The sequence below is a fragment of the Desulfobotulus mexicanus genome (assembly GCF_006175995.1).
GTDB lineage: Bacteria > Desulfobacterota > Desulfobacteria > Desulfobacterales > ASO4-4 > Desulfobotulus > Desulfobotulus mexicanus.
Genome location: NZ_VDMB01000001.1, coordinates 389,068 through 410,237, shown reverse-complemented (window position 1 = coordinate 410,237; position 21,170 = coordinate 389,068). Strand labels below are relative to the sequence as shown.

Sequence of the window (21,170 nt, the reverse complement as noted above, 5' to 3'; positions counted from 1 at the left end):
TAAGGAAACTTCATGACAACGGATATGGACAAAAAAAACCCTCAGCTTGAAAAATGGGTTTCTGATTTTGGTAATGACTATATTCACCGCAATGATCTGGAAGACTGGAAAATGCCTGTGGGTATGGAAGCTTTCCGTCGTATGATTGGTGACCTGACCTTACAGTCCATCCTTGAGGTGGGCAGCAACATCGGCCTTAACCTGCACTTTATTGATGCCCTGTTCCAGGGCAGGGTCAGCCTCCATGCCGTAGAACCCAACTCCAAAGCCTATGCAAAACTTCTTGAGGCCCCCATTCAGTTAAAAAAAGCCTGGAACTGTGACGGATTCTCTCTGCCCCCTGCGGATGCCTCCATGGATCTTGTTTTTACCAATGGTGTTCTCATCCATGTTGCTCCCGAAGATCTGGGCCGCATTACCGATGAAATCGTCCGGGTTTCCGCAAGATACATCCTTTGCAGCGAATATTTTTCCCATGAACCCGAAGAAAAACCCTATCACAATCAGTCTGATCTTCTCTTCAAAAGGGACTTTGGCGCATTCTATCTGGATCGCTATCCCTTTCTCAAAGTTGTAAATTACGGTTTTCTCTGGCAAAGGGAATTTCCGATATTCGACAACCTCAACTGGTGGCTTTTTGAAAAGCCCTGACATTTTTTTAAAAAAAAGCAATTTCATGACCACTATTGTTTTCAGAACCGACGCATCCTTAACCATTGGCACCGGCCATGTCATGCGCTGCCTGACCTTGGCCCAGGCCCTCAAAGCCAGAGGTGCGAACTGCCATTTTCTCTGCAAGACCCACACAGGTCATCTCATAGAAAAAATCATAAGCCATGGATTTCCTGTGTTTTACCTTTCTCCCGCAAAAGAAAGCCCGGAGCCGGGTGATCCCGTCCATGCACACTGGCTCGGAGGATCATGGAAAGACGACGCTGCCCAAAGCCTTTCTTTACTCAAAAAAATTCAGCCGGACTGGGTAGTTGTGGATCATTATGGCATCGACATCCGCTGGGAAAAAGAGATCAGGCCCTATACGGAAAAACTTTTTGTGCTGGATGATCTGGCGGACAGATACCACGACTGTGACATCCTTCTCGATTCCGGAAGAGAACCGGAAAGTCGAGACTATATACACCTCGTGCCAGCTAATTGCATCCTGCTGCTAGGAACAGACTATGTCCTTCTGCGGGAAGAATTCATCCGGATGCGCCCGGAAAGCCTGAAAAGACGTGCAAACCCCGTCCTCCGTCGTATCCTCATCACCATGGGTGGCATGGATACAGATAACATAACAGGGAATATTCTTCAGATTCTAAGCCAAGCAACATTTATTAAAAATATAGAAATTGATATCGTTCTGAACAGCTTGGCCCCACACCTGAGTTTGATCCAACAACAAATAGTGAATTTTCACTGCCCTGTACATCTACACACAGACACCCCATGTATGGCCAAGCTTATGACTGAAAGCGATTTAGCTATCGGCGCAGCAGGCAGCACAACTTGGGAAAGATGCTTTATGGGTCTTCCAAGCTTAGTCTTATGCATAGCAGCTAATCAAAAAACAATCGCTCAGAAAATGAAAGCTGAGCAGTCCGCAATAATTGTCCCAAACAATTATTCTGGAATTCATTCTATTCCTAAAACAATACAAAATCTTAAAAAATCACCAGATATCCTAAAAAAACTTAGCGACAACTGCTCAAAACTAATAAATACAATTAAAATAAAAAACATACATAAGCTACTTACAACACAATAAGCTGAAACGAATATTAAAAAAAATATCTAAGGAGAACACAGCCAATGGCCCAAGAAAACTATGAAAATAATATCCACAAATTCTGGAATGATCGTGCACCCCTGAAACAACAGGCTGGATCAAATGATTATATTGCAAAACAACTTGAAATAAACACACTGAAAAAGCATATTCAAACTGGACAAAAAATACTCGAAATCGGGTGTGGCAATGGAATAACGGCCATTGAATTTGCAAAAAATTTTAATATCCAAATTGATGCTTTTGACTTTTCTGAGAAAATGATCGAGGAGGCTAAGCTGACTGCAAAAAATACAACGTTGAAAGGCAACATAAACTTTCAAGTTGCAGACATGAGAAAACTCCCCCTGTTAAATGCAAACTATGATATTGCCTATACAGAAAGAGCTTTAATAAATCTTCCTGACTGGCCCAGCCAAGCCAAAGCAATAAAAGATATTACAGGCCTTCTTAAACCTGGTGGCCGCTATTTAATGTGTGAAAACAGCCAGGAAGGCTTGGATGAAATCAATCAATTAAGAGGGCTGTGCCAACTGCCCCCTATTACACCTCCTTGGCATAATCGTTATCTATACAACAAAGAAATTGCATCTCTTCATATCGAGAATGTAAAACTTATTGATTTAGAACATTATAGCTCAACATATTATATCATCAGCCGTGTAGTCAATGCATGGCTGGCCATGCAGGAAGGCCAACAACCCCAATATGATGCATTGGTCAATAAGCTTGGCCTCATTCTTCCCCCCATAGGAGAATTAGGGCAAGGAAAACTTTGGATTTGGGAAAAAACAAACTAAACAAGCAAAACATATTGGAGAATAAAAATGGCCAAAATAGTACTTTTTACCTGTTATGATGTAATATGTCTTGGAATGCGGGCTCTGAGTAGTCATTTAAAAAAGAATGGCCATCATGTAACAATGATCTTTTTCAAAACACATTCTGCTGCACCTGTCAAAGAAGAAAATTTAAAGACCATAATGTATCTTCATTATTTACCCGGCCAAATTTATGCCAATGGATATGATACAAATCCTTATACAGAAACAGAACTGAATCTGCTAATCGACACCATTGCATCCCAAAAACCAGACATTATTGGACTTAGCACAAGAACATTCTGGCTGGATATGAACTCTGACATGACAGAAAAAATACGCAAGAAATCTCCAAAATCACTTCTTATTGCAGGAGGTTATGGCCCTTCTCTTCTTACAAAAGAGTTTGCAGAAATTTTTGATTATGTATGTTTTGGAGAGGGTGAAAAAACGCTCCTTGATCTAGCCAACTCCTATGACGACAACCATTATGAAGAAATAAAACATCTTAACAATATAGCATATATCAACAACCAAAAAGAATTAATAATAAACCCCTTACATCCTCCCTTAAAAAACTTGAATGAACTTCCTTTCCCCGACTGGGATGATGAAAACTCTTTTTATATTGAAGATGATCAAGTGATCTCAGATCAGTCATTAATACGCAAAACAACTTGGTATGATATTTTTGCAAGCAGGGGCTGTTCTTCAAATTGTACTTATTGTATGGCAGGTCAATGGACAAACTTATATAAAGATTATGGAAATATAACTTTTCCACGAATTCGCGTAAGGAATCCAGAAAATGTCATAGAAGAATTACGAGAGCGTAAGAAAAAATACAATTTAAAGTATATTCGATTTATGGATTCAATTTTTTCATCATCTGAAAAATGGCTGGATACATTTCTGGCTTTATATATAAAAGAAATCAGCTTGCCCTTTTTCTGTAACATTGAAGTCCGTTTTCAATCGATGTCGATTCTTGAAAAACTATGTGCTGCAGGGATGCAGGAAACCAGCTTTGGCATTCAATCCGGTTCCGAAAGAATCAGGAAGGAAATCTACAATAGAAAAATATCAAATGAGCAAATAATTCTAGCAGCGAACTTTCTGACAGAAAACAAGATTAATTATCAACATGATATAATAGGATTTAACCCTTTCGAAACAGAAGAAACACTAAAAGAAACCTTCGATCTTCTTTGCTCCATTCCTCCTAAAAGAACCATAGTTTTTCATCTCAACATTTTTCCAAACAGCACATTAGAAAAACTCTATCAAGAAAAAAAACCAGAGAGTTTACCGCCTATATATCATCTTACATGGATTTACATGTGGCATCTTGCATCTGCAGGCCATGAATATAGAAATTTTGCAAAGGATCTTTTAACAAAGTCCTTAAACAAAACCCCCCTGCAACACCACGATTTAATCAAAGAAAAATGGACAGAGCTGGAACATAAAGAATCCTTATTTGACGAGTGAAGGAAAAAATCAAATGATTAACTCCTGTATAAATATTAATAAACGTGAAATATCATCCAATGCTCCACCCTATATTGTTGCCGAACTTTCCGCCAACCACAACGGCAGCCTGGAAAGGGCCCTCGCCATTTTGGAAACCGCTAAAAAATGCGGTGCAGATGCCGTCAAGCTCCAGACCTATACGGCAGACACCCTCACCCTCAATTGTGATAGCGAAGACTTTCAGATTAAAGGGGGCCTCTGGGACGGAAAAACCCTGTACGAGCTTTATCGGTGGGCACAGATGCCCTGGGACTGGCACGGCCCCCTCTTTGACCGGGCAAAGGAGCTGGGCATCACCATTTTCAGCACACCCTTTGACAGTACAGCCGTGGATCTTCTGGAAGACCTCAATACGCCTGCCTATAAAATCGCCTCCTTTGAAGCCGTGGATCTTAACCTGGTTCGCTATGCCGCTTCCACCAAAAAGCCCATGATCCTTTCCACAGGCATGGCGGACATGGAAGAAATCGCAGAGGCCGTTCAGGCCGCAGAAGACGGGGGCTGCACGGAACTTGCCCTTCTGCACTGCGTCAGCGGCTATCCGGCGCCTCCCGAAGACTACAACCTGAAAACCATCCCTGACATGATGGCCCGCTTCGGCAAGGTCACAGGGCTTTCCGATCACACCCTGGACAACACCACAGCCATTGCCAGTGTGGCCTTGGGCGCCGCCATCATCGAAAAGCATTTCACCCTCAACAGAAAGGGCGGAGGCCCGGACGACAGTTTTTCCTTAGAGCCTCCCCAGCTCGAAGAACTCTGCCGGGACGCTAAAACCGCCTGGCAGGCCTTAGGCAAAGTGGATTACGGCAGAAAATCCAGTGAACGGGCCAATGTCCTCTTCCGCAGATCCCTCTATTATATAAAGGATATGAAGGCCGGAGATATTCTTGATGAAAAAAGTATAAAGAGCATCCGTCCCGGCTACGGTCTTGCACCTAAACATCTGAATACACTTTTCGGCAAAAGACTCAAAAAATCCGTAGACAGGGGAACTCCCGCAGCCTGGGAAGACATTGATATCTGACATCCAACGGGAGGTTTTTCGTGACATCCTTTTTTGCATCCAACATGGCCCTTGTGGAAAAACACCACCCCCACCTGCTTTCCCATTTAAAGGGCCTTACCCCCTTTCCTGTAAGTTCTGAGCATCCGGAAAACTTTAAGTTCAAAAACATATGGATGCATGATGTCCAAAACCCGGGTAACGAATGCCTCAGCCACTTTAACACCGTGCCTCCACAGCAAAGCGGCGCAGTCATACTCCTTGGCATGGGTCTTGGGCACGGCGCCGGCAGGCTCGTGGAACAGAGACCCGGCATAGCTCATTTTTTTATTTTTGAGCGCCATCCGGAAGTTTTTCTTCAGGCCCTCTGCCAAAAAGATCTGTCCCTGCTTCTCAAGGATAAAAGAGTCCATATTTTTCTTACGGATCCAGAGGATATGGCAGAGGCCATAAGCCCGGCCAACCGTATTTTAAAACTGGAAAATGCCTTCATCCTTCCCCACCAGCCCTCCCTTCAGATGGATCCGGATGGGTACGAAAACCTGCGTCAGGATATTTACAAACGCCTCAACCAGCTGAATGTGAGCGGCAGCACCCTCATGCTCCATGGCAGCACCTTTTTTAAAAACCGTATGAGTATCCTGCCCCTTATTCAAAAAAACCGCCTTCTGCAGGAGCTGGCCAACGCCTTTCAGGGAGTACCTGCCATCCTCATAGCCGGTGGGCCTTCCTTAACCCAGGAGCTGGACACCTTAAAAAAATTTCAGGGCCGTGCCGTCCTCTTTGCCGTGGATACAGTTCTGCCTGCCCTTGCCTCCAGAAACATTATTCCAGACTTTGTAACATCGCTTGATTATCAGGAACTCACCTACGAAAAAATGGCCCCCGCAGCCCCTTTTTTTGCTGATCGGATCAACCTCATTGCCATGCCCTTTGTAACTCACAAGGTACCCTGTCAGTTTCCCTTTAAAGAAATATTCTGGGCCTTCAGCACAGCCAATCTGGAGCGCTGGATCAACCACCTCATGGGCGGGAGTATGGAAAACGGCGGCGCAGGCACCGTTGCCCACATGAACATGATTGCGGCCATTTCCCTGGGCTGCTCTCCCATTGTGCTGCTGGGGCAGGACCTCTGCTATCCCATGGGCAAAAACACCCATGTGCAAAGTACGGTTCTCTCCTTTGATGAATCCGGAAAAATAGAAGACAGGGTGAATATTCAAACCAATAACGGTATACCCGCCTTTACAAACAGGGGTTTTTACGACTTTAAAATTTTTTTTGAACAGATGATCAAAGCCAATCCGGGCCACTATATCAATGCCACGCTGCCCGGTGCTGTCATTGAAGGCACGGAAGTGATGCCCTTACAAGATATTCTCTCTGCCTTCTGCACAAAAGAGGTCTCCGCAGAGACCATCATCAGCCAGTCCAGCCAGCATGTGCCCTGGAAACAGACACCAGCAGGCACCGAAAAATCGTTAAAATCCACCCTGAAAACCATCCATAAACTGGAAAAGCTTCTGAAGGTTTGCCAAAAAGAAGGAGAGTCGGCACTGCAGGGTGTGGATAAATTGATAAAGGCAGGCAAACAGTATCCAGCCCTCACCACCCTCCCCTCCCCCCTGCGCCGGGCCATTGAGGCAGCAGACAAAGCCCATAAACAGGCAGACCGGGAAAAAATATGGGCTCTTATGGATGATATTACCCTGGAAGGCCTGCGAACCAGCGAGCGTATGCTCATGGAAATTGACCGCCTTGCGGAAAACGGTCCTTACCTCCAGTGGCTCCGCCTCAGCCTTGAAAGACTCAACGAAATCAACCGGGTCAGAATGAACGGCCTGTCTATTATGAAATCCGGTGTGGAAAATGCCATCCAGTCCATGGAAAAAAATCCCGCTTTCCATCCGGAAAAAAAACTTTCTCTTCTGGAGGCACTGCGGTTTTTCCATGAAACGGACGATCTGGCTTCGGCCCGTAAAGTGATCGGCCAGATGTCAGATGAAGAAAAAAATATGGATGAGGTACTCCTGATAAGGGGAAAAATTGCTGCCACATACATGGATTATGAAAAGGCCAATGGTCTTTTTGCCAAAATCCATCCTCCCCCCCTGCAAAAAGAAGTGGATAAATTCAGAAAAAAGTGGGGAGATACCTATACGGACTTTGCCGCACTCAGAACATCAGCCAACATCAGGGTAAGCCTGCGCATGCTGCAGAAGGGACTTGCCATGGCACCGGACCATTACGGACTGACGCTTCTTTTACAACGCTTTTTCCGCAGGATGCTGCACAGCCTGCAGCAGGGGCTGGAGCAGGGCCCTGCCCTCCTTGCCCTGTGGGAAGACTGGCTTTCCGAAAACCCGATGATTCCGGAGCTCCTGTCCCCTTCGGATTTTGCCACATTCCTGGAAATAAGGGCAGAGAAGGAAGAAAAAGACAGCCTGCCGGAAAAGGCCCGTATTCTTCTGGAACTTGCCCAGACAAAAGAAGAAACCGCCCCCCGTCACATCAAGCTCATGCACCTCTGCTTCAGCCTTGAAGAGTTTGCTGCAGGCCTGCAGCACCTTCAGGCTGCCACAGACCTGAATGCAGACATGGCCATGCACTGGGAAAGCATTGGTGACAGCCTGGAGGCAAACGGCGAGGATGCAAGTGCTCTGGAAGCCTACGGTAAAGGCCTTGAACTTCTGCCCCTGCATGCTCCTTTCCATTTGAAAGCAGGGCAGATCCTTTTACGCCATGGAGATATCGGGCAGGCAAGGCATCACCTTGGCATGTATAAAGAGCTTATGGAAAAACCGGCGCAAGCCCCTGAGGAGAGCATACCCAATCAAGCAGAACAGCTTCTGGCCAAAGAAAAACCTGAAGAAGCCCTCCAGCTTCTCATTCCCCTGCAGCACACCCAAAATGAGAATGCAGACTTCTGGAACCTCTTCGGCTGTGCCTGCCACCGCACAGGCCGTATGCAGGATGCGGAGCAGTGCTTCCGGACGGCTCTCACCCTTAAACCCGACCACAGCCTTGCCCACTATCATCTGGGCCTCCTTCTTCAGGAAAACGGCTACTTCCGTGAGGCAGAAGCAGCCTATTCCGATGCCCTCCGTACAGACCCTGAAATGACATCTGCCCTTACCAATCTGGGTGTCCTCGCATTCAACCGGGGAGAATACACAAGTGCCGCAACCCGCTTTGAGAAGGTGATGGCCATTGCCCCCCTGAATGCCGATGCCTTTTATAACTACGCAAAAACCCTGGAGGCCATGGGAGAAAAGCAGAAGGCTCTTAAGGCCTATGATCTGGTTCTGGAGCTGAACCCGGATCACAGCATGGCCCTTTCGGCCCAGGATAATCTCCGTCAGGACAGAAAAAGTTAAAAAAGTATTAAAGGTTTCTTCCCTGTCCTCCGAAAAGTCTGTCAGAGCAACCAAACCGGGCGCATGGACGCGCCCCACTCAACCACAAGGAGGGAACCATGGGTCTTCGAATTAATACCAACGTGGCAGCACTCAATGCCCACAAAAATCTTGGTGCCACCGACGGAAAAATCTCCACATCACTGGAGCGTCTTTCCTCGGGCATGCGTATCAACCGTGCAGCGGACGATGCCTCCGGCATGACCATTGCCAACTCCCTCAAGTCCCAGCACATGGGCCTTGGACAGGCCATCCGGAATGCCAACGATGGCATCAACATCGTACAGACTGCGGATGCGGCTCTGGAAGAATCCATCAATATTGTTAACACCATCAAGGAAAAATCCATTCAGGCAGCCCAGGACGGCCAGACTTCCGAATCCAGGGCAGCCATTCAGGCTGACATCGACAAACTCCTTGAAAACCTGGACACCATTGCCAAAAACACATCCTTCAACAACCAGAAGCTCCTTTCCGGTAACTTCACCAACAAGCAGTTTCAGGTGGGTGCCTACTCCGGCGAAACCGTGAACATCTCCATCGGTGCTTCCCAGTCCAGCAAAATCGGGCATACCACAACAAGCACCCTGACCCTGAAAGACAATGCTCCCGGCACCGTGGATCTGGCCATCTACTCCAACACCCTGGACCAGACCTTCAACATGAACGCCATTGATGTGAAGTACAACAATGACAGGGAAAACGGTATGGGCGCCGTTGCAGACTCCATCAATATGCTCAGTGACGTACTGGGAATTTCTGCCACAGCCTTTGTTTCTTCCACCACGGATCTCAGCGTGGCCCAAGGCCGTACAGACAACGATTTTTTCATCAACGGTACCCGCATCGGCGCCGTAGACGTGCAGAATAACGATGCCAATGGTGCTCTGGTCAGGGCCATCAACCAGAAAACCGCCGATCATGGCGTATTTGCCTCCGTGAATACGGAAGGAAAACTCACCCTCACCTCCACGGATGGCCGGGCCATTAAGGTGGATACGGGCGGTGAGGGTACGGAAACCGTACTCCGCGGTACAGAAATGAGCACCGTAGGCCACATCCAGCTCACCCAGATGACTTCTTCGGAAATCATTATCAACAATGTGGGCGGCGGGGATGCCGTGGCCTTTGAAAACAACATCCAGATTCAGGGCAACTCCGAAGCAACCACCCTGGAATCCACCCTCAAGGAAGGCTCTGTTCTGGCCCAGAACAGTGAACTGGCCGCAGGTTTCACCACAGGTCAAACCCTCACGGGAGCAAGCGTTAAAAACAGCAGCATCAACACCAGTAAAGAAAGTGTTCTGACTGAAGGCTCCGTAATTGTGGCCAACTCCGTTCTGGGCGCAGGGTCTGTCATCGGCGGTCAGGTAAGAATCGGTGAAACACAGGCTACAACAGAGGCCAGCACCCTTGCCAAAGATTCTGTCATTAAAGCAAAATCAGAAATTGCAGCCAACTCCACCCTCGGCGGCAGGGCTACCCTGAGCGGCACAACGGAAAGCACCAACGGAGATTCCCTCCTTATGGCAGGCTCCCGGCTCGAAGCTGGCACCATCATTGCAGCAGACTCCACTCTGGGTGGCAATGTCACCCTAAGCTCCAGCACCGGCTTTACCAGTAAGGAAGGCCACATCACAGCGGGCTCCGAACTGGCTGTTGGTTCTGTGATCGGAAAAAACACAGAGCTTGGCGGTGAAGTTACTCTCGACCATTCAGTAACATACAGCAAGACCACCCAGGACAGTGTGATCACCGCAGGAAGTCAGCTGGGTACAAGCACCATCATCGCAGCCGACACGAAACTGGGCGGGGATGCCACACTGGGTGCTGCCACAACGGCCATCGGGGATAAGGGAGGGCTGGCAAAGCAGGGTTCGGCACTTGCAGTAGGTACCGTCATTGCCGCAGGCTCCACTTTCCAGGGAGTTGCAGCAACACAAATCGCAGCAATGACCGACACAACCACCGAAGAAAGCACCATAGCTCAGGGTTCGCTCCTTGGTATAGGCAGTACCATTGGCAACGGTACGGTGCTGGGAGGTACGGCCACCACCACAGGGGTAACCACAACTACAGACAAAAGCTTCAATATAACCGGAACCCTTGGTTCTGGAGCTGTACTAAGCTGGGATACGGTTCTTGCCAATGGGCAGGCAATAACATCCGCCTCCATGGATGGCACCCATACAGCCATCACCGGAGATGGCAACCTCACCCTGCGCCAGCTGGTGGAAGCCAACAGTGGTGCCACTGCTACCATTGCAACCAATCTCAGTCTTGTAAGTGATGAGACAGTAGCATTTACGGACGGTGGCATTCTGGAAATGGGCATTGGGTCCGAAATAAGCTCAGGCTCCGCTTTATACGCCGGTTCGCAGATCGGTGAGGATCTCACCCTCCGCTTAGGCCTGAGCGTCACCAATGAAATGACCCTTGAGGCCGGATCCCAGCTGATTGGCACCACAAACATAGCCAGAGGCTCCACCCTCTCTGTGGATACAACCACTGCGGCAGTAATGAACCTTGCCTCAGACATGCAGCTCAACGAAGGCTCAAAAATTGCCACCGCCAGTGTACTCAAGGAAGGATCCCGTATTGATGCGGACATAACCCTTGGGAATACAGTCATGGAGGTGAAAACTACCATGACCCTCAATGCTGGCTCCACTCTGAAAGGTGGTGCAGCTGAAGCAACTAAGCTTGCGGCCGGATCCCGGGTGGATACGGACATCACCCTCTCTGCAGATGCCACCATGGACCGGGACATGACCCTGCAGGCAGGCTCCAGGATCGTTAGCGGCAGCACCCTTAACACCAGCAGCCGTATTGACCAGACCATCAACACAACAGGTGTAACCGTTCTGAACCAGAACATGACCCTCAAGGGCGATTCAAAGATAGCCGCCGAATCCCGCCTTGAGGCAGGCTCCAATGTGGGTGCCAAAATCACCCTCAAAAACGACATGCGTCTGGATCAGGACATGACAGCCAATGCAGGCTCTCTCTTTAAAAGCGACACCCGCCTTGCCGCAGGCTCTGTGATCGGTGCGGATGTCACCACCCGCAACAACATGACCCTTACCCAGGATGCGGCCATAAAAGAAGGCTCCACCCTGGTCACCAGCAACGCCTTCAAGGCAGAGGCTGGCTCCACCATCGGCGGCCGGGCGGATCTGGCCACAGACCTTGCCATCACCGCAGACTTCACCCTTGCCAAGGGTTCTGTGATGGCCAACAATACCGTGCTTGCCAACGGCTCCACCATCGGCGGCACCATCACCCTGAGAAACGATGAAACCGTATCCCAGGAAACGGATCTTCTGGTGGCAGCAGGCAGTACCCTCAAGGCCGGCTCTTCCCTTGGGGTTAATACCCTGCTCACCATGGACGTGACCGACTCAGCAGGAAACCTGCACACCGCAGGTACCGTACTCACGCAGGGTATCACTCTGGCCGAAGATCTCACCCTTACACAGGACATGACCCTGCAGGGCGGTTCTCAGGTCAAGGCAGGCTCCACACTGGCGGCCAACAATGCCAGCTCCGATTCTGCCACGGCAGAGCTCGGTGAAACGGAACTGCTGCGGCTTTCTCAGGTGAATGTTCTTACTCAGGAAGGTGCCCAGAAGTCCATCGCAGTGGCAGACGCAGCACTGAAGGATCTGGATAAGATCCGGGCAGACCTTGGTTCCGTACAGAACCAGCTGACCTCCACCATTGCCAACATCTCCACCACAAGGGTGAATGTTATGTCCGCCGAATCCACCATCCGTGACGTGGACTTTGCGGAAGAATCCTCCAACTTCACCAAGATGCAGGTTCTGATGCAGGCAGGCACCTTTGCCATGGCTCAGGCCAATGCCAGCTCCCAGAATGTCATGAGCCTGCTCCAGTAAGCCTTAACCCCGATTAACCCTTAACCTTAAAACCCCCCTCCTGCCGGAGGGGGGTTTTTTGTGTAGGCCCCCCGTAGCTACCCACAACAGGGCAGGCTTCGTTATAGCCCACCCTTCAATCTGGCATTCAGATAAAAAGGGTCACCCCTTTTATTTTTTGGCATTGATATTGCTTTATTTTTTTACAGAAAAACAAAACACAGGGAAAAACCCTGTCACAAAGCAATTTTTCCATGAGCCAGAAGGAGGCATACCATGAGCATCCAGATATCCAGCAGCCAGATCAACACCCCCATGCACAGCACCAGAAAGCCTGCCGCAGAACCCCATGTTCAGGAAAAACACGGGCATCAGAACCCCACCAGCCCTCAGGATAAAACCACCCTTTCCCGGAGCAGCATGGCTGCGCCTGAGTCTGTGCAAGCGGTAAACCTTGGGGAAGAGGATACCAATATGGCAAAAATTGCAGGACTTTCCAAAGCAGAAGGCCTTGCCACCGCCCACAGCCCCATCAGCTATGAAAGGGTAATGCAGCTGCTGGAAGGCTGAGTACCCGACACCAGCCCCCCTTCCCCAGCCGGAACGGATCAGGGCCCCGACCCGCAAAAAGCGGCAGGGGCTTTTTTTAACTCCCGGAAACAGTAAAAGCCCTTTTTCAAACAGATCAAAGCGGAAGAATTTGCCCACTCCCCCCCGCTGTTTTCCCACCCCGCACTGCTCTGCCTCCGAAAAAAAGCCTTCAATGCGCATGACAACACCCGATAATCAAAGAAAAAAGAACAAAAAAACAACGTGGCACCCATTTTGCTATCCATGATTTTTCAGAAAAATCAGGCCAGAGTGGTACCCGTACCCTCGGGCAACAGGACCGAAGATTTATCCGCCAAAGGGGGAAAAACCATGGGCTTTCGCATCAACACCAATATCTCATCACTGAGTGCACACAGACACCTTACCCGGACCGACGGCCACCTTTCCACCTCCCTTGAACGGCTGTCTTCGGGCATGCGCATCAACAGAGCCGCCGATGATGCCTCCGGCATGACCATAGCCGACTCCCTGAGATCCCAGCACCTGAGCCTGGGGCAGGCCATCCGGAATGCCAGTGACGGCATCAATATAGTACAGACAGCCGATGCGGCTCTGGAAGAATCCATCAGCATTGTCAATACCATCAAGGAAAAATCCATTCAGGCCGCCCAGGACGGTCAGACCACGGAATCCCGTGCCGCCATCCAGTCCGACATTGACAGGCTGCTGGAAAATCTGGATGCCATTGCCAAAAACACCTCTTTTAACAACCAGAAACTCCTCTCCGGAGCCTTTACCAATAAAAAATTTCAGGTAGGTGCCTACTCAGGAGAAACGGTCAATATTTCCGTTCCCGCTTCCCAGTCCAATAAAATCGGCCACACAACCGTCAGCCGCATGACCCTGAAGGATGATCAGCCCGGCACCGTGGATCTGGCCATTTACTCCAACATTACGGATCAGACCTTTGATCTGGAAACCGTGGAGGTACAATACAACAACAGCCGGGAAAACAGCATGGGGGCCGTGGCCGATTCCATGAACCGCTTAAGCGATGTCTTAGGCATTTCCGCAACGGCCTTTGTATCCTCCACAACGGAACTCAGTCTGGCGGCCGGAACCACGGATCATGACTTTGCCATCAATGGTGTCACCATCGGTGCTGTCGATGTGAAGACCAATGACAGCGACTACGCCCTGGTGAAATCCATCAATCAAAAGAGTTCCCAGCACGGGGTGGTGGCATCCATCAATACCAGCGGGCAGCTCACCCTTACCTCCAATGATGGCCGTGCCATTGGCGTTACCGCCGGAGAACAGACCGAAGCTGTTTTCCGGGGCACGAACATGAGCACTGTGGGATATATTCAGCTTACCCAGATGAGCGCATCGGAAATCATAGTACACAATGTGGGTGGCGGTGACGCGGTTTCCTTTGAAAGACCCATCGAAATTGAGGGAAATTCGGATCGGACAAGCATGGAAGCCCTGCTGAAGGAAGGCTCCGTTCTGGCTGTGAACAGTGAGCTGGGTGCGGGATTCACTACGGGGCAGGAAATCACCCATACCCTGATCAAAGATAACATCCACACAAGCAAAGAATCCCACTTCAAGGCAGGCTCCGTTCTGGCAGCCAATTCTTTTCTTGCGGCAGGGTCTGAACTGGGTGCCCGTACCCGCATTGCCAAGACAGAACCCACCACATCTCCCAGCCGCCTTGCCATAAACTCCATTCTGGCCACAGGCAGTATTATAGCCGTAAACTCCACGCTGGGTGGACGGGCCGTTCTGGCCGAAGATTCCCAGCGGACCAACGGAGACTCCTACCTCACACAGGGGTCACGGCTGGAATCAGGCAGCATCATCGCCCCGGATTCCACCCTGGGAGGCCCCGTAACCCTTGATGCCAATACGGGCTATACCAGCAAAGAAACCGTCATTACAGCAGGATCGGAACTGGCATCGGGATCTGTGATCGGAAAAAACACCCTGCTGGGAGGAACCATCACCCTGCAGGATCCTACTCCTCCTCCCTACAGTAAAACCATAGTGGACAGCACCATAGCCAAGGGGAGCAAACTGGGTCAGGGATCGACTATTGCCGCCGGAAGCAAACTGGGAGGAGACTGCACGGTAAATACGGCCACCCAGGCCACATCCGGCGGAGACAGCCTCCTCAAATTAGGTTCCACCATTGTGACAGGCTCCACCATTGCCAAAGATTCGGTCTTTGGTGCCGACATTCAGATCACGGGGATGCAGGCCACCGTACAGGAAAGCACCCTGGCACCGGGCTCCATTATCGTTACAGGCAGCGTTATCGGTGCCAACAGCACCCTCGGTGCGGATATCACCCTGTCTCCGGCTGTGGTCACCACGGATATCAGCACGAATATCACCGGCACTCTCAACGCAGGCAGCCTTCTTTCCTGGGATACGGTTCCTGCCAAGGGTCAGGAGATACCCATTGCGTCCCCCGTAACGGGCAACGGGACAGCCACCCTGCGGCAGCTGGTGGAAGCCGAAGGGGGAACACCCGCGGGCTCCACTGCGACCCTTACGGGTCCAGCAGATCTGAATGACGGAGGCATCCTCGTTCTCGGAATCGGTTCAACCATTGATGCTGGTTCCGCACTGGGCATGGGTTCCAGCATTGGTGCCGCCATAACAGCCAGTATCACCTCCGCCCACCTTACCAATTCCATGGTACTGGAATCAGGATCCCAACTTGCGGATGAAAGCACCGTAGCCCGGGGTTCCGTTCTTTCCGTAGGCGTGGATACCCACGCCAGTGCCACCCTTGTAACGGACATGGAGCTCACCCAAGGGTCCCGCCTGGCTGCCAACAGTATCCTGAAGGAAGGTTCCACCCTCCATGCGGATATCACCCTCGCCGACACCGCAGATATCAGCCAGACCATGACCCTCAAGGCAGGCTCCACCCTTTCCTCCACGGCCGGTGAGAAAACCGTACTCACAGCCGGTTCCAGAGTAGATACGGATATTATCGTATCCGGGTCTGCCACCATAGATAACAACATGAGCCTTCAGGCAGGCTCCATGGTAACCGCAGGCTCCCGCCTCCAGACAGACAGCAGGCTGGATGTGGAAATCACGACCGCAGGTGTCAGCATCCTTGAAAAAGAAATGGTTCTGAAAGGAGACTCCCTCATCGCTCAGGGGTCCCGCATGGAAACGGGCAGTCGTATAGGTGCGGAGATTAAACTGGAGTTTGCCATGCGGCTGGATCAGGACATGGTGGCACAAACAGGTTCTGAATTTGAAAACGATACCCGGCTTGCAGCAGGCTCTGTTATTGGCGCCAAGGTTCATATCCTTGACAATATCATTCTCGAACAGGATGCCACCATTAAGGAGGGATCCACCCTTCTTACGGGAAGTGCTTTCAAGGCTGCCGCAGGCTCCACCATTGGCGGAAGTGCGGTGCTCACGCGAAACCTTGCCATTGAAGATGACTTCGTCCTTGCCGAAGGTTCGGTCATGGCCAGCCGAAGCCTCCTTTCCAGCGGATCCACCATCGGCGGCACCATTACCCTGAAACATGACGAGGTGGTTGCAAGGGATGCGGATCTTTTTGTCCGGGCTGGCAGCATACTGACCGCAGGCAGCACCATAGCCGAAAACACGGTGCTCACGGCGGACATGACGGATGCGGCAGGCAATTTTTACAGGGCCGGAACCATCCTGACCCAGGAGATCATCCTGGGAGAAGACACGAAAATTCCCAATGACATGACCCTGCAGAGCGGCTCCATACTCAAAGCCGGGTCCGAACTGGCCCCCAACAACGCCATCTCCGGAACGGCCGAGGCCGAAATAGGAGATACGGAAATGGTACGGCTTTCCCAAATCAATGTACTCAATCAGGAAAACGCCCAGAAAGCCATTGCCGTTGCCGATGCGGCCCTGAAGGATCTGGACAGAATCCGGGCAGACCTCGGCTCCGTGCAGAATCAGCTGGCCTCCACCATAGCCAATATCTCCACCACCAGAGTGAATGTGAATGCTGCCGAATCCACCATCCGGGATGTGGACTTTGCCGATGAATCCGCCAACTTCACCAAAATGCAGGTGCTCATGCAGGCAGGTACCTTTGCCATGGCTCAGGCCAATGCCAGCTCCCAGAATGTCATGAGCCTGCTGCAGTAAAACACATCAGAGGGCAGGAAGCTGCTGTACCTGAGCCAAGGGGCTCCCCGGGCGTTCCCCTGCCCGGCAAAGGCCGGTTTCTTTGAAAAAGGAAACCGGCCTTTATTATTCAAAAGAGTGGCCACAACCAAAAAGATGGCACTATTATTGCCTGATAAAGACAAAACAGTGGGTATGGAAAAATTTTCACAGATACCTTAAGGTTTTAATGTCTGTTTACCGATAGAAACCATATGGCAGGGGAAGCGGCCCCGGCTACTGGAAAAGCGGGGCTTTCCCCGCAAGGAGGACACCATGACACTGGGAACCATCAGCACCGTCGGACTGGGATCCGGCCTTGGACTTCAGCAGATGCTGGATGATCTGCGTGAAATTGATGAAGCCCCTATTAAAAGGCAGAAAGAAAACCGGACCCTTATGCAGGCCCAGGCCCGGACGCTGGACACCCTGAATGCCGATCTTATGGGTGTCCGCTCATCTGCCAGAACCCTGTCCCTGGAGTCCCACTTCCTTGGACGTAAAGTTTCTTCGGGCAAAGACGATGTGGCAACGGCCACGGCCTCTTCGGGTATTGCCACAGGCAGCCACAGCCTTGAAGTTCACTCCATGGCCAAAAAAAGCACATGGCAAAGCAGCGGGGGCTTTTCCGACCCATCGGCAGCCTTCTATGAGCATCCCAAAACCGGGCTCCTTTCCGGAGACAGCGTGGCACTGGAAGACGCAACCACCATTCATCTCACCTTCGGAAGCCGGGAAGAAAAAATAAGTGTGGATATTCCCGCCGGGGCCACCCTGAATGAGGTGGCGGAAGCCATCAACAATGCCCCCGGTAATCTGGATGAAAACGGAAAACCCCTCATGAGGGCATCTCTGGCCACGGCCCCTTCCGGAGACAGCTATCTTTACATTCAGCCCGCCGATCCGGATGAAACCGTTCATCAGAACATCATCATTGAAGGCACAGAAGAAGGTCCGGACCTCAGCTTTTTGAAATCAGACATTACCTTTTCATTTAAAGTGGGGGCTGAAAATGATCCCATTTATGTCCGCATACCACCGGGAAGCAGCTATCAGGGCATGGTGAGTGCAATCAATGAACAGGCGGAAAAGCATGGGATGGATGCATCCATTATCAATGACGGAAGTTCCAAAGACCCCTATAGATTCACCCTGACCGCAAGGGAAACCGGGGAAGCCAGCCGTATTTTTTTAAGCCCCAACTTTGCCGGTATCATGGATGAAGTGCAGGGCGGTGAAGAAGAATCCCTGAATGCAAGGTTCACGGTCAACGGTATTACCTATCAGCGAAACAGCGACAGGGGCCTTGAAGATATAATTCCCGGCCTCAGCCTGAATCTTGAAAGCGAGGGGAAAACCACCATATCCATTACTGCGGACCATGATGGAGTAAAAGAATCAATCATGGAAATGATGGAAGGCATCATTAAATTCTCCGAAGACATTGCAAGACATACCAAAAGGGAACCGGAAGAAGAGGACGAGGGGCTTCTGAAGGATCTTTCTTCCGTAAGAAACATCGAAAGGGAACTGAAAACCCTTATTTCCCAGAGGGTGGGACAGGGAAGCGTAAGCTCTCTCTATGATCTGGGCCTCTCCTTTGACGGTGCCGGGCGCATTTCCTTTGACGAAAACAAGCTGGATAAAATGCTTGAATCCGATCCCGAAGCCGTAAGAAACTTCTTCCTCGATAATAAGGAGACAGAGCAAAAGGGCTTTGCCAGCATAATGAACGAGCGGCTGAGCCAGCTGACTTCGGACACGGGTCCCCTCTCCCTTCAGAAAAATACACTGGAAGAAAGGGAAAGAAGGCTTGAAACCACCATAGAAAACGCCACAGTCCGCCTGGACAAAAAATACGAAATTATGACCCATGAATTTATCCGGCTGGACAAGGCTATCAATTCCCTGAACAGTCAGGCCGACTTTATGAAAAGCATGTTCGATTCCTTTAACAATGCAGCAAACAACAATAAAAAATAGTTCTAATGATTCTGAATATTTTCCATATACCGAATACATACAGACAATCTTCCCATCAAGGAGGAAACCCATGAGTGCAGCCACAGCTTATAAAACCTACCAGAGCAATCATTTTGAAGGCATGGATCCAAGAAGACTGATCCTCATGCTCTACGATGGTGCCCTGCGCTTCCTTAAGGGTGCCCGTGAAGGGGCTCTGGAAAACAATCCACAGAAACGGGGAGAAAATATTGGCCGCGCCATTGCCATCATCACTGAGCTTCAGGCTTCTTTGAACCCAAACATGAACGATGATGCCACAGAATTTCTCAGGGGCCTTTACACCAGCATTCTTGCGGAACTTCCCACGGCCTCCATTGCAAACAATGTCAAGCCCATTGAACAGACGGAACGCTACATTGCCCAGCTCAGAAAAATCTGGGCCGAAGAGGTCATGGCCCTTCCGGCTACCCAAACCGATGCCGTTAAAACCACACTGAACCAGCAGACAGAAACCGTAGCATCTTCCCAGGAACAGGCCGCCAAAACACCTGCAGCTCCCCAGCCGGTTCCCGGAGGCTATCCGCCCCAGCAGAAGCCTGCTGCCCCGCCTGCCCCCGGATACGGTGGCAAGGGACAGGCTGCACGGAACTACGGACGCAGCTTCACCGTTTAAGGGGGTTTTTTATGGATTTTTTACCGGAAACTCTGATAAACAGTTTTGATACATATATCAGGATGCAGAAGAATCATCTTCTGAACCTTGAAATGCCGGAACCGGACATGGAAAACATGAATTTCGAAAGGTCCAGAAATTATGCAGATCTGGAACAGGAACTCCGTAACCTTTTGCGCCAGATACAGACACCTGCTTTCAACGATGAAACCAGAGAAGAAATGGTGACTGCCTGTAACCGCAGAATCCGTGCAATTATGGATACGGACGCAAGAATCACAGAAAAGATACGGCAGCACAAAGAGGAGCTGTCGAAAAAAATGCAGGAAATAAAAAGGGGGAAAACCGCAGTCAGCGGATATGGCGCTGGAATTAAGGGAAAAACTCTGGTTCGGCTTTCAGGGTAAAGAGAAAAGGGGGGCATCATGGAAATCAGTGTAAATCAGGGAGTAAAACAGACTGGCGAAATCAGTAAAGTTAAAAATATTTCCGAGGCTCAGGGGCTTCCTGATAATAAAGCCAGATCCGGCCAGGAAAAAAGAGCGCAGTCCAGCGAGGAAGCCTTTAAGTTCAGGACAGACACAAACCTTGAAAAAGCCCGTCAGACGAAGGAAAAAGGCAAGGACACTCCGCTGGAAGACCTTGAAAAGGCAACGAAAGATCTCAACAAGTACATGGATGAACTTAAAACAAGCTTAGGCTTTACCATCCATGACGAGACCAATGAACTTCTGGTGAACATCATCAATCGGGATACCAAGGAAATCATCAAGCAGATTCCTCCTGAAGAACTTGTGGCCATACGGGAAAAAATGGCGGAACTGGCAGGTATTCTTCTGGATGAAAGGGTCTGAAATCATCAGACCCTGAATCCAAAAGAGCTTCATACCACAGGATGTTCATAGGAATAATGGGTATCGTACATGACAATCTGTACGGCCTGCCGTTTTTCTGCGTTCACCAGAAGGGGGCTTGCAAGATTGGCCACCAGACGAAGGGCGGCCTCCTTTTCAGGATTCGCAGCCTCTTCCGAGTACATGCGAACCACAACATAAAGTAAAAGATCATTTTCCGGTTCACCGGTCCACCCCATCTCCTCACGGACGGGGGCCAGATCCACGGAATAGTCCGGTTTGAAAAGACAGGGATCCATGAGCATCAGGGCAATGTCCGGCACATCCACACACTGCAGCCAGCAGAAAGGTCTTGTGTCTTCCTTGTCCAGAATCACAAAACGCTCTTCACCGGGAAACCCCGCCAGACCATAGGGCAGATAAAGAATTTTTTCTTCTTCAACCTCAATCACACCAAATTTTGCCGTTTCAATCTGCATCGCTTCCTCCGGATCCAAA

The 21,170-nt window shown here is 50.1% G+C and carries 14 protein-coding genes; 13 read left to right on the top strand and 1 reads right to left on the bottom strand.

Going from position 1 to position 21,170, the window contains the following annotated elements:
- Window positions 1-12: 12 nt before the first annotated feature.
- The 13 genes from FIM25_RS01735 (at window position 13) to FIM25_RS01675 (ending at window position 20,672) form a co-directional block, all read left to right on the top strand.
- Window positions 13-651 carry a pseudaminic acid biosynthesis-associated methylase gene (locus tag FIM25_RS01735; RefSeq protein ID WP_139445556.1) on the top strand — a complete coding sequence of 213 codons (639 nt, stop codon included), beginning with the start codon at window positions 13-15 and terminating at the stop codon, window positions 649-651.
- Window positions 638-1,765, top strand: coding sequence for a UDP-2,4-diacetamido-2,4,6-trideoxy-beta-L-altropyranose hydrolase (gene pseG, locus FIM25_RS01730; protein ID WP_179953076.1), 1,128 nt, complete (start codon window positions 638-640; stop codon window positions 1,763-1,765). Before FIM25_RS01735 ends, pseG begins: the two co-directional genes overlap by 14 nt.
- A gap of 44 nt (window positions 1,766-1,809) precedes the next feature.
- The gene (locus tag FIM25_RS01725; RefSeq protein ID WP_139445552.1) at window positions 1,810-2,586 is read left to right on the top strand and encodes a class I SAM-dependent methyltransferase; all 777 of its coding nucleotides are present in this window, start codon (window positions 1,810-1,812) and stop codon (window positions 2,584-2,586) included.
- A 27-nt stretch (window positions 2,587-2,613) separates the two neighbouring features.
- Window positions 2,614-4,098 carry a B12-binding domain-containing radical SAM protein gene (locus FIM25_RS01720; RefSeq protein ID WP_139445551.1) on the top strand — a complete coding sequence of 495 codons (1,485 nt, stop codon included), beginning with the start codon at window positions 2,614-2,616 and terminating at the stop codon, window positions 4,096-4,098.
- A gap of 13 nt (window positions 4,099-4,111) precedes the next feature.
- Window positions 4,112-5,167, top strand: coding sequence for a pseudaminic acid synthase (gene pseI, locus FIM25_RS01715; RefSeq protein ID WP_139445547.1), 1,056 nt, complete (start codon window positions 4,112-4,114; stop codon window positions 5,165-5,167).
- Between the two features lie 20 nt (window positions 5,168-5,187).
- The gene (locus tag FIM25_RS01710; RefSeq protein WP_139445543.1) at window positions 5,188-8,523 is read left to right on the top strand and encodes a 6-hydroxymethylpterin diphosphokinase MptE-like protein; all 3,336 of its coding nucleotides are present in this window, start codon (window positions 5,188-5,190) and stop codon (window positions 8,521-8,523) included.
- Between the two features lie 98 nt (window positions 8,524-8,621).
- Window positions 8,622-12,461, top strand: a complete 3,840-nt coding sequence (locus FIM25_RS01705; protein WP_139445540.1) for a flagellin N-terminal helical domain-containing protein — start codon at window positions 8,622-8,624, stop codon at window positions 12,459-12,461.
- Between the two features lie 255 nt (window positions 12,462-12,716).
- Window positions 12,717-13,010 (top strand): hypothetical protein, encoded by a 294-nt coding sequence (locus FIM25_RS01700; RefSeq protein WP_139445537.1) that lies wholly within the window; start codon window positions 12,717-12,719, stop codon window positions 13,008-13,010.
- A gap of 243 nt (window positions 13,011-13,253) precedes the next feature.
- Entirely contained in the window at window positions 13,254-17,162 is a 3,909-nt protein-coding gene (locus tag FIM25_RS01695) for a flagellin N-terminal helical domain-containing protein (RefSeq protein WP_179953075.1), read from the top strand.
- Window positions 17,163-17,456: 294 nt separating this feature from the next.
- On the top strand, window positions 17,457-19,163 hold the full coding sequence (gene fliD / locus FIM25_RS01690; RefSeq protein WP_139445532.1) for a flagellar filament capping protein FliD: 1,707 nt from the start codon (window positions 17,457-17,459) through the stop codon (window positions 19,161-19,163).
- Window positions 19,164-19,233: 70 nt separating this feature from the next.
- Complete coding sequence (fliS, locus tag FIM25_RS01685) at window positions 19,234-19,818, top strand: flagellar export chaperone FliS (protein ID WP_179953074.1); 585 nt, start codon at window positions 19,234-19,236, stop codon at window positions 19,816-19,818.
- Window positions 19,819-19,829: 11 nt separating this feature from the next.
- Window positions 19,830-20,225 (top strand): flagellar protein FliT, encoded by a 396-nt coding sequence (locus tag FIM25_RS01680; RefSeq protein WP_139445527.1) that lies wholly within the window; start codon window positions 19,830-19,832, stop codon window positions 20,223-20,225.
- An 18-nt stretch (window positions 20,226-20,243) separates the two neighbouring features.
- Window positions 20,244-20,672 (top strand): flagellar protein FlaG, encoded by a 429-nt coding sequence (locus FIM25_RS01675; protein WP_139445525.1) that lies wholly within the window; start codon window positions 20,244-20,246, stop codon window positions 20,670-20,672.
- 29 nt (window positions 20,673-20,701) lie between these two features.
- On the opposite strand, the gene fliW is transcribed toward FIM25_RS01675, so the two are convergent.
- Window positions 20,702-21,151 (bottom strand): flagellar assembly protein FliW, encoded by a 450-nt coding sequence (fliW, locus tag FIM25_RS01670; RefSeq protein ID WP_179953073.1) that lies wholly within the window; start codon window positions 21,149-21,151, stop codon window positions 20,702-20,704.
- Window positions 21,152-21,170 lie beyond the last annotated feature (19 nt).

Bases quoted from the DNA above. Each gene is read 5' to 3' on its own strand.
- FIM25_RS01720 (WP_139445551.1), top strand. From the start codon at position 2,614: ATGGCCAAAATAGTACTTTTTACCTGTTATGATGTAATATGTCTTGGA.
- fliW (WP_179953073.1), bottom strand. From the start codon at position 21,151: ATGCAGATTGAAACGGCAAAATTTGGTGTGATTGAGGTTGAAGAAGAA.
- fliD (WP_139445532.1), top strand. From the start codon at position 17,457: ATGACACTGGGAACCATCAGCACCGTCGGACTGGGATCCGGCCTTGGA.
- fliS (WP_179953074.1), top strand. From the start codon at position 19,234: ATGAGTGCAGCCACAGCTTATAAAACCTACCAGAGCAATCATTTTGAA.
- FIM25_RS01680 (WP_139445527.1), top strand. From the start codon at position 19,830: ATGGATTTTTTACCGGAAACTCTGATAAACAGTTTTGATACATATATC.
- FIM25_RS01700 (WP_139445537.1), top strand. From the start codon at position 12,717: ATGAGCATCCAGATATCCAGCAGCCAGATCAACACCCCCATGCACAGC.
- pseI (WP_139445547.1), top strand. From the start codon at position 4,112: ATGATTAACTCCTGTATAAATATTAATAAACGTGAAATATCATCCAAT.
- FIM25_RS01735 (WP_139445556.1), top strand. From the start codon at position 13: ATGACAACGGATATGGACAAAAAAAACCCTCAGCTTGAAAAATGGGTT.
- FIM25_RS01725 (WP_139445552.1), top strand. From the start codon at position 1,810: ATGGCCCAAGAAAACTATGAAAATAATATCCACAAATTCTGGAATGAT.
- FIM25_RS01705 (WP_139445540.1), top strand. From the start codon at position 8,622: ATGGGTCTTCGAATTAATACCAACGTGGCAGCACTCAATGCCCACAAA.
- FIM25_RS01675 (WP_139445525.1), top strand. From the start codon at position 20,244: ATGGAAATCAGTGTAAATCAGGGAGTAAAACAGACTGGCGAAATCAGT.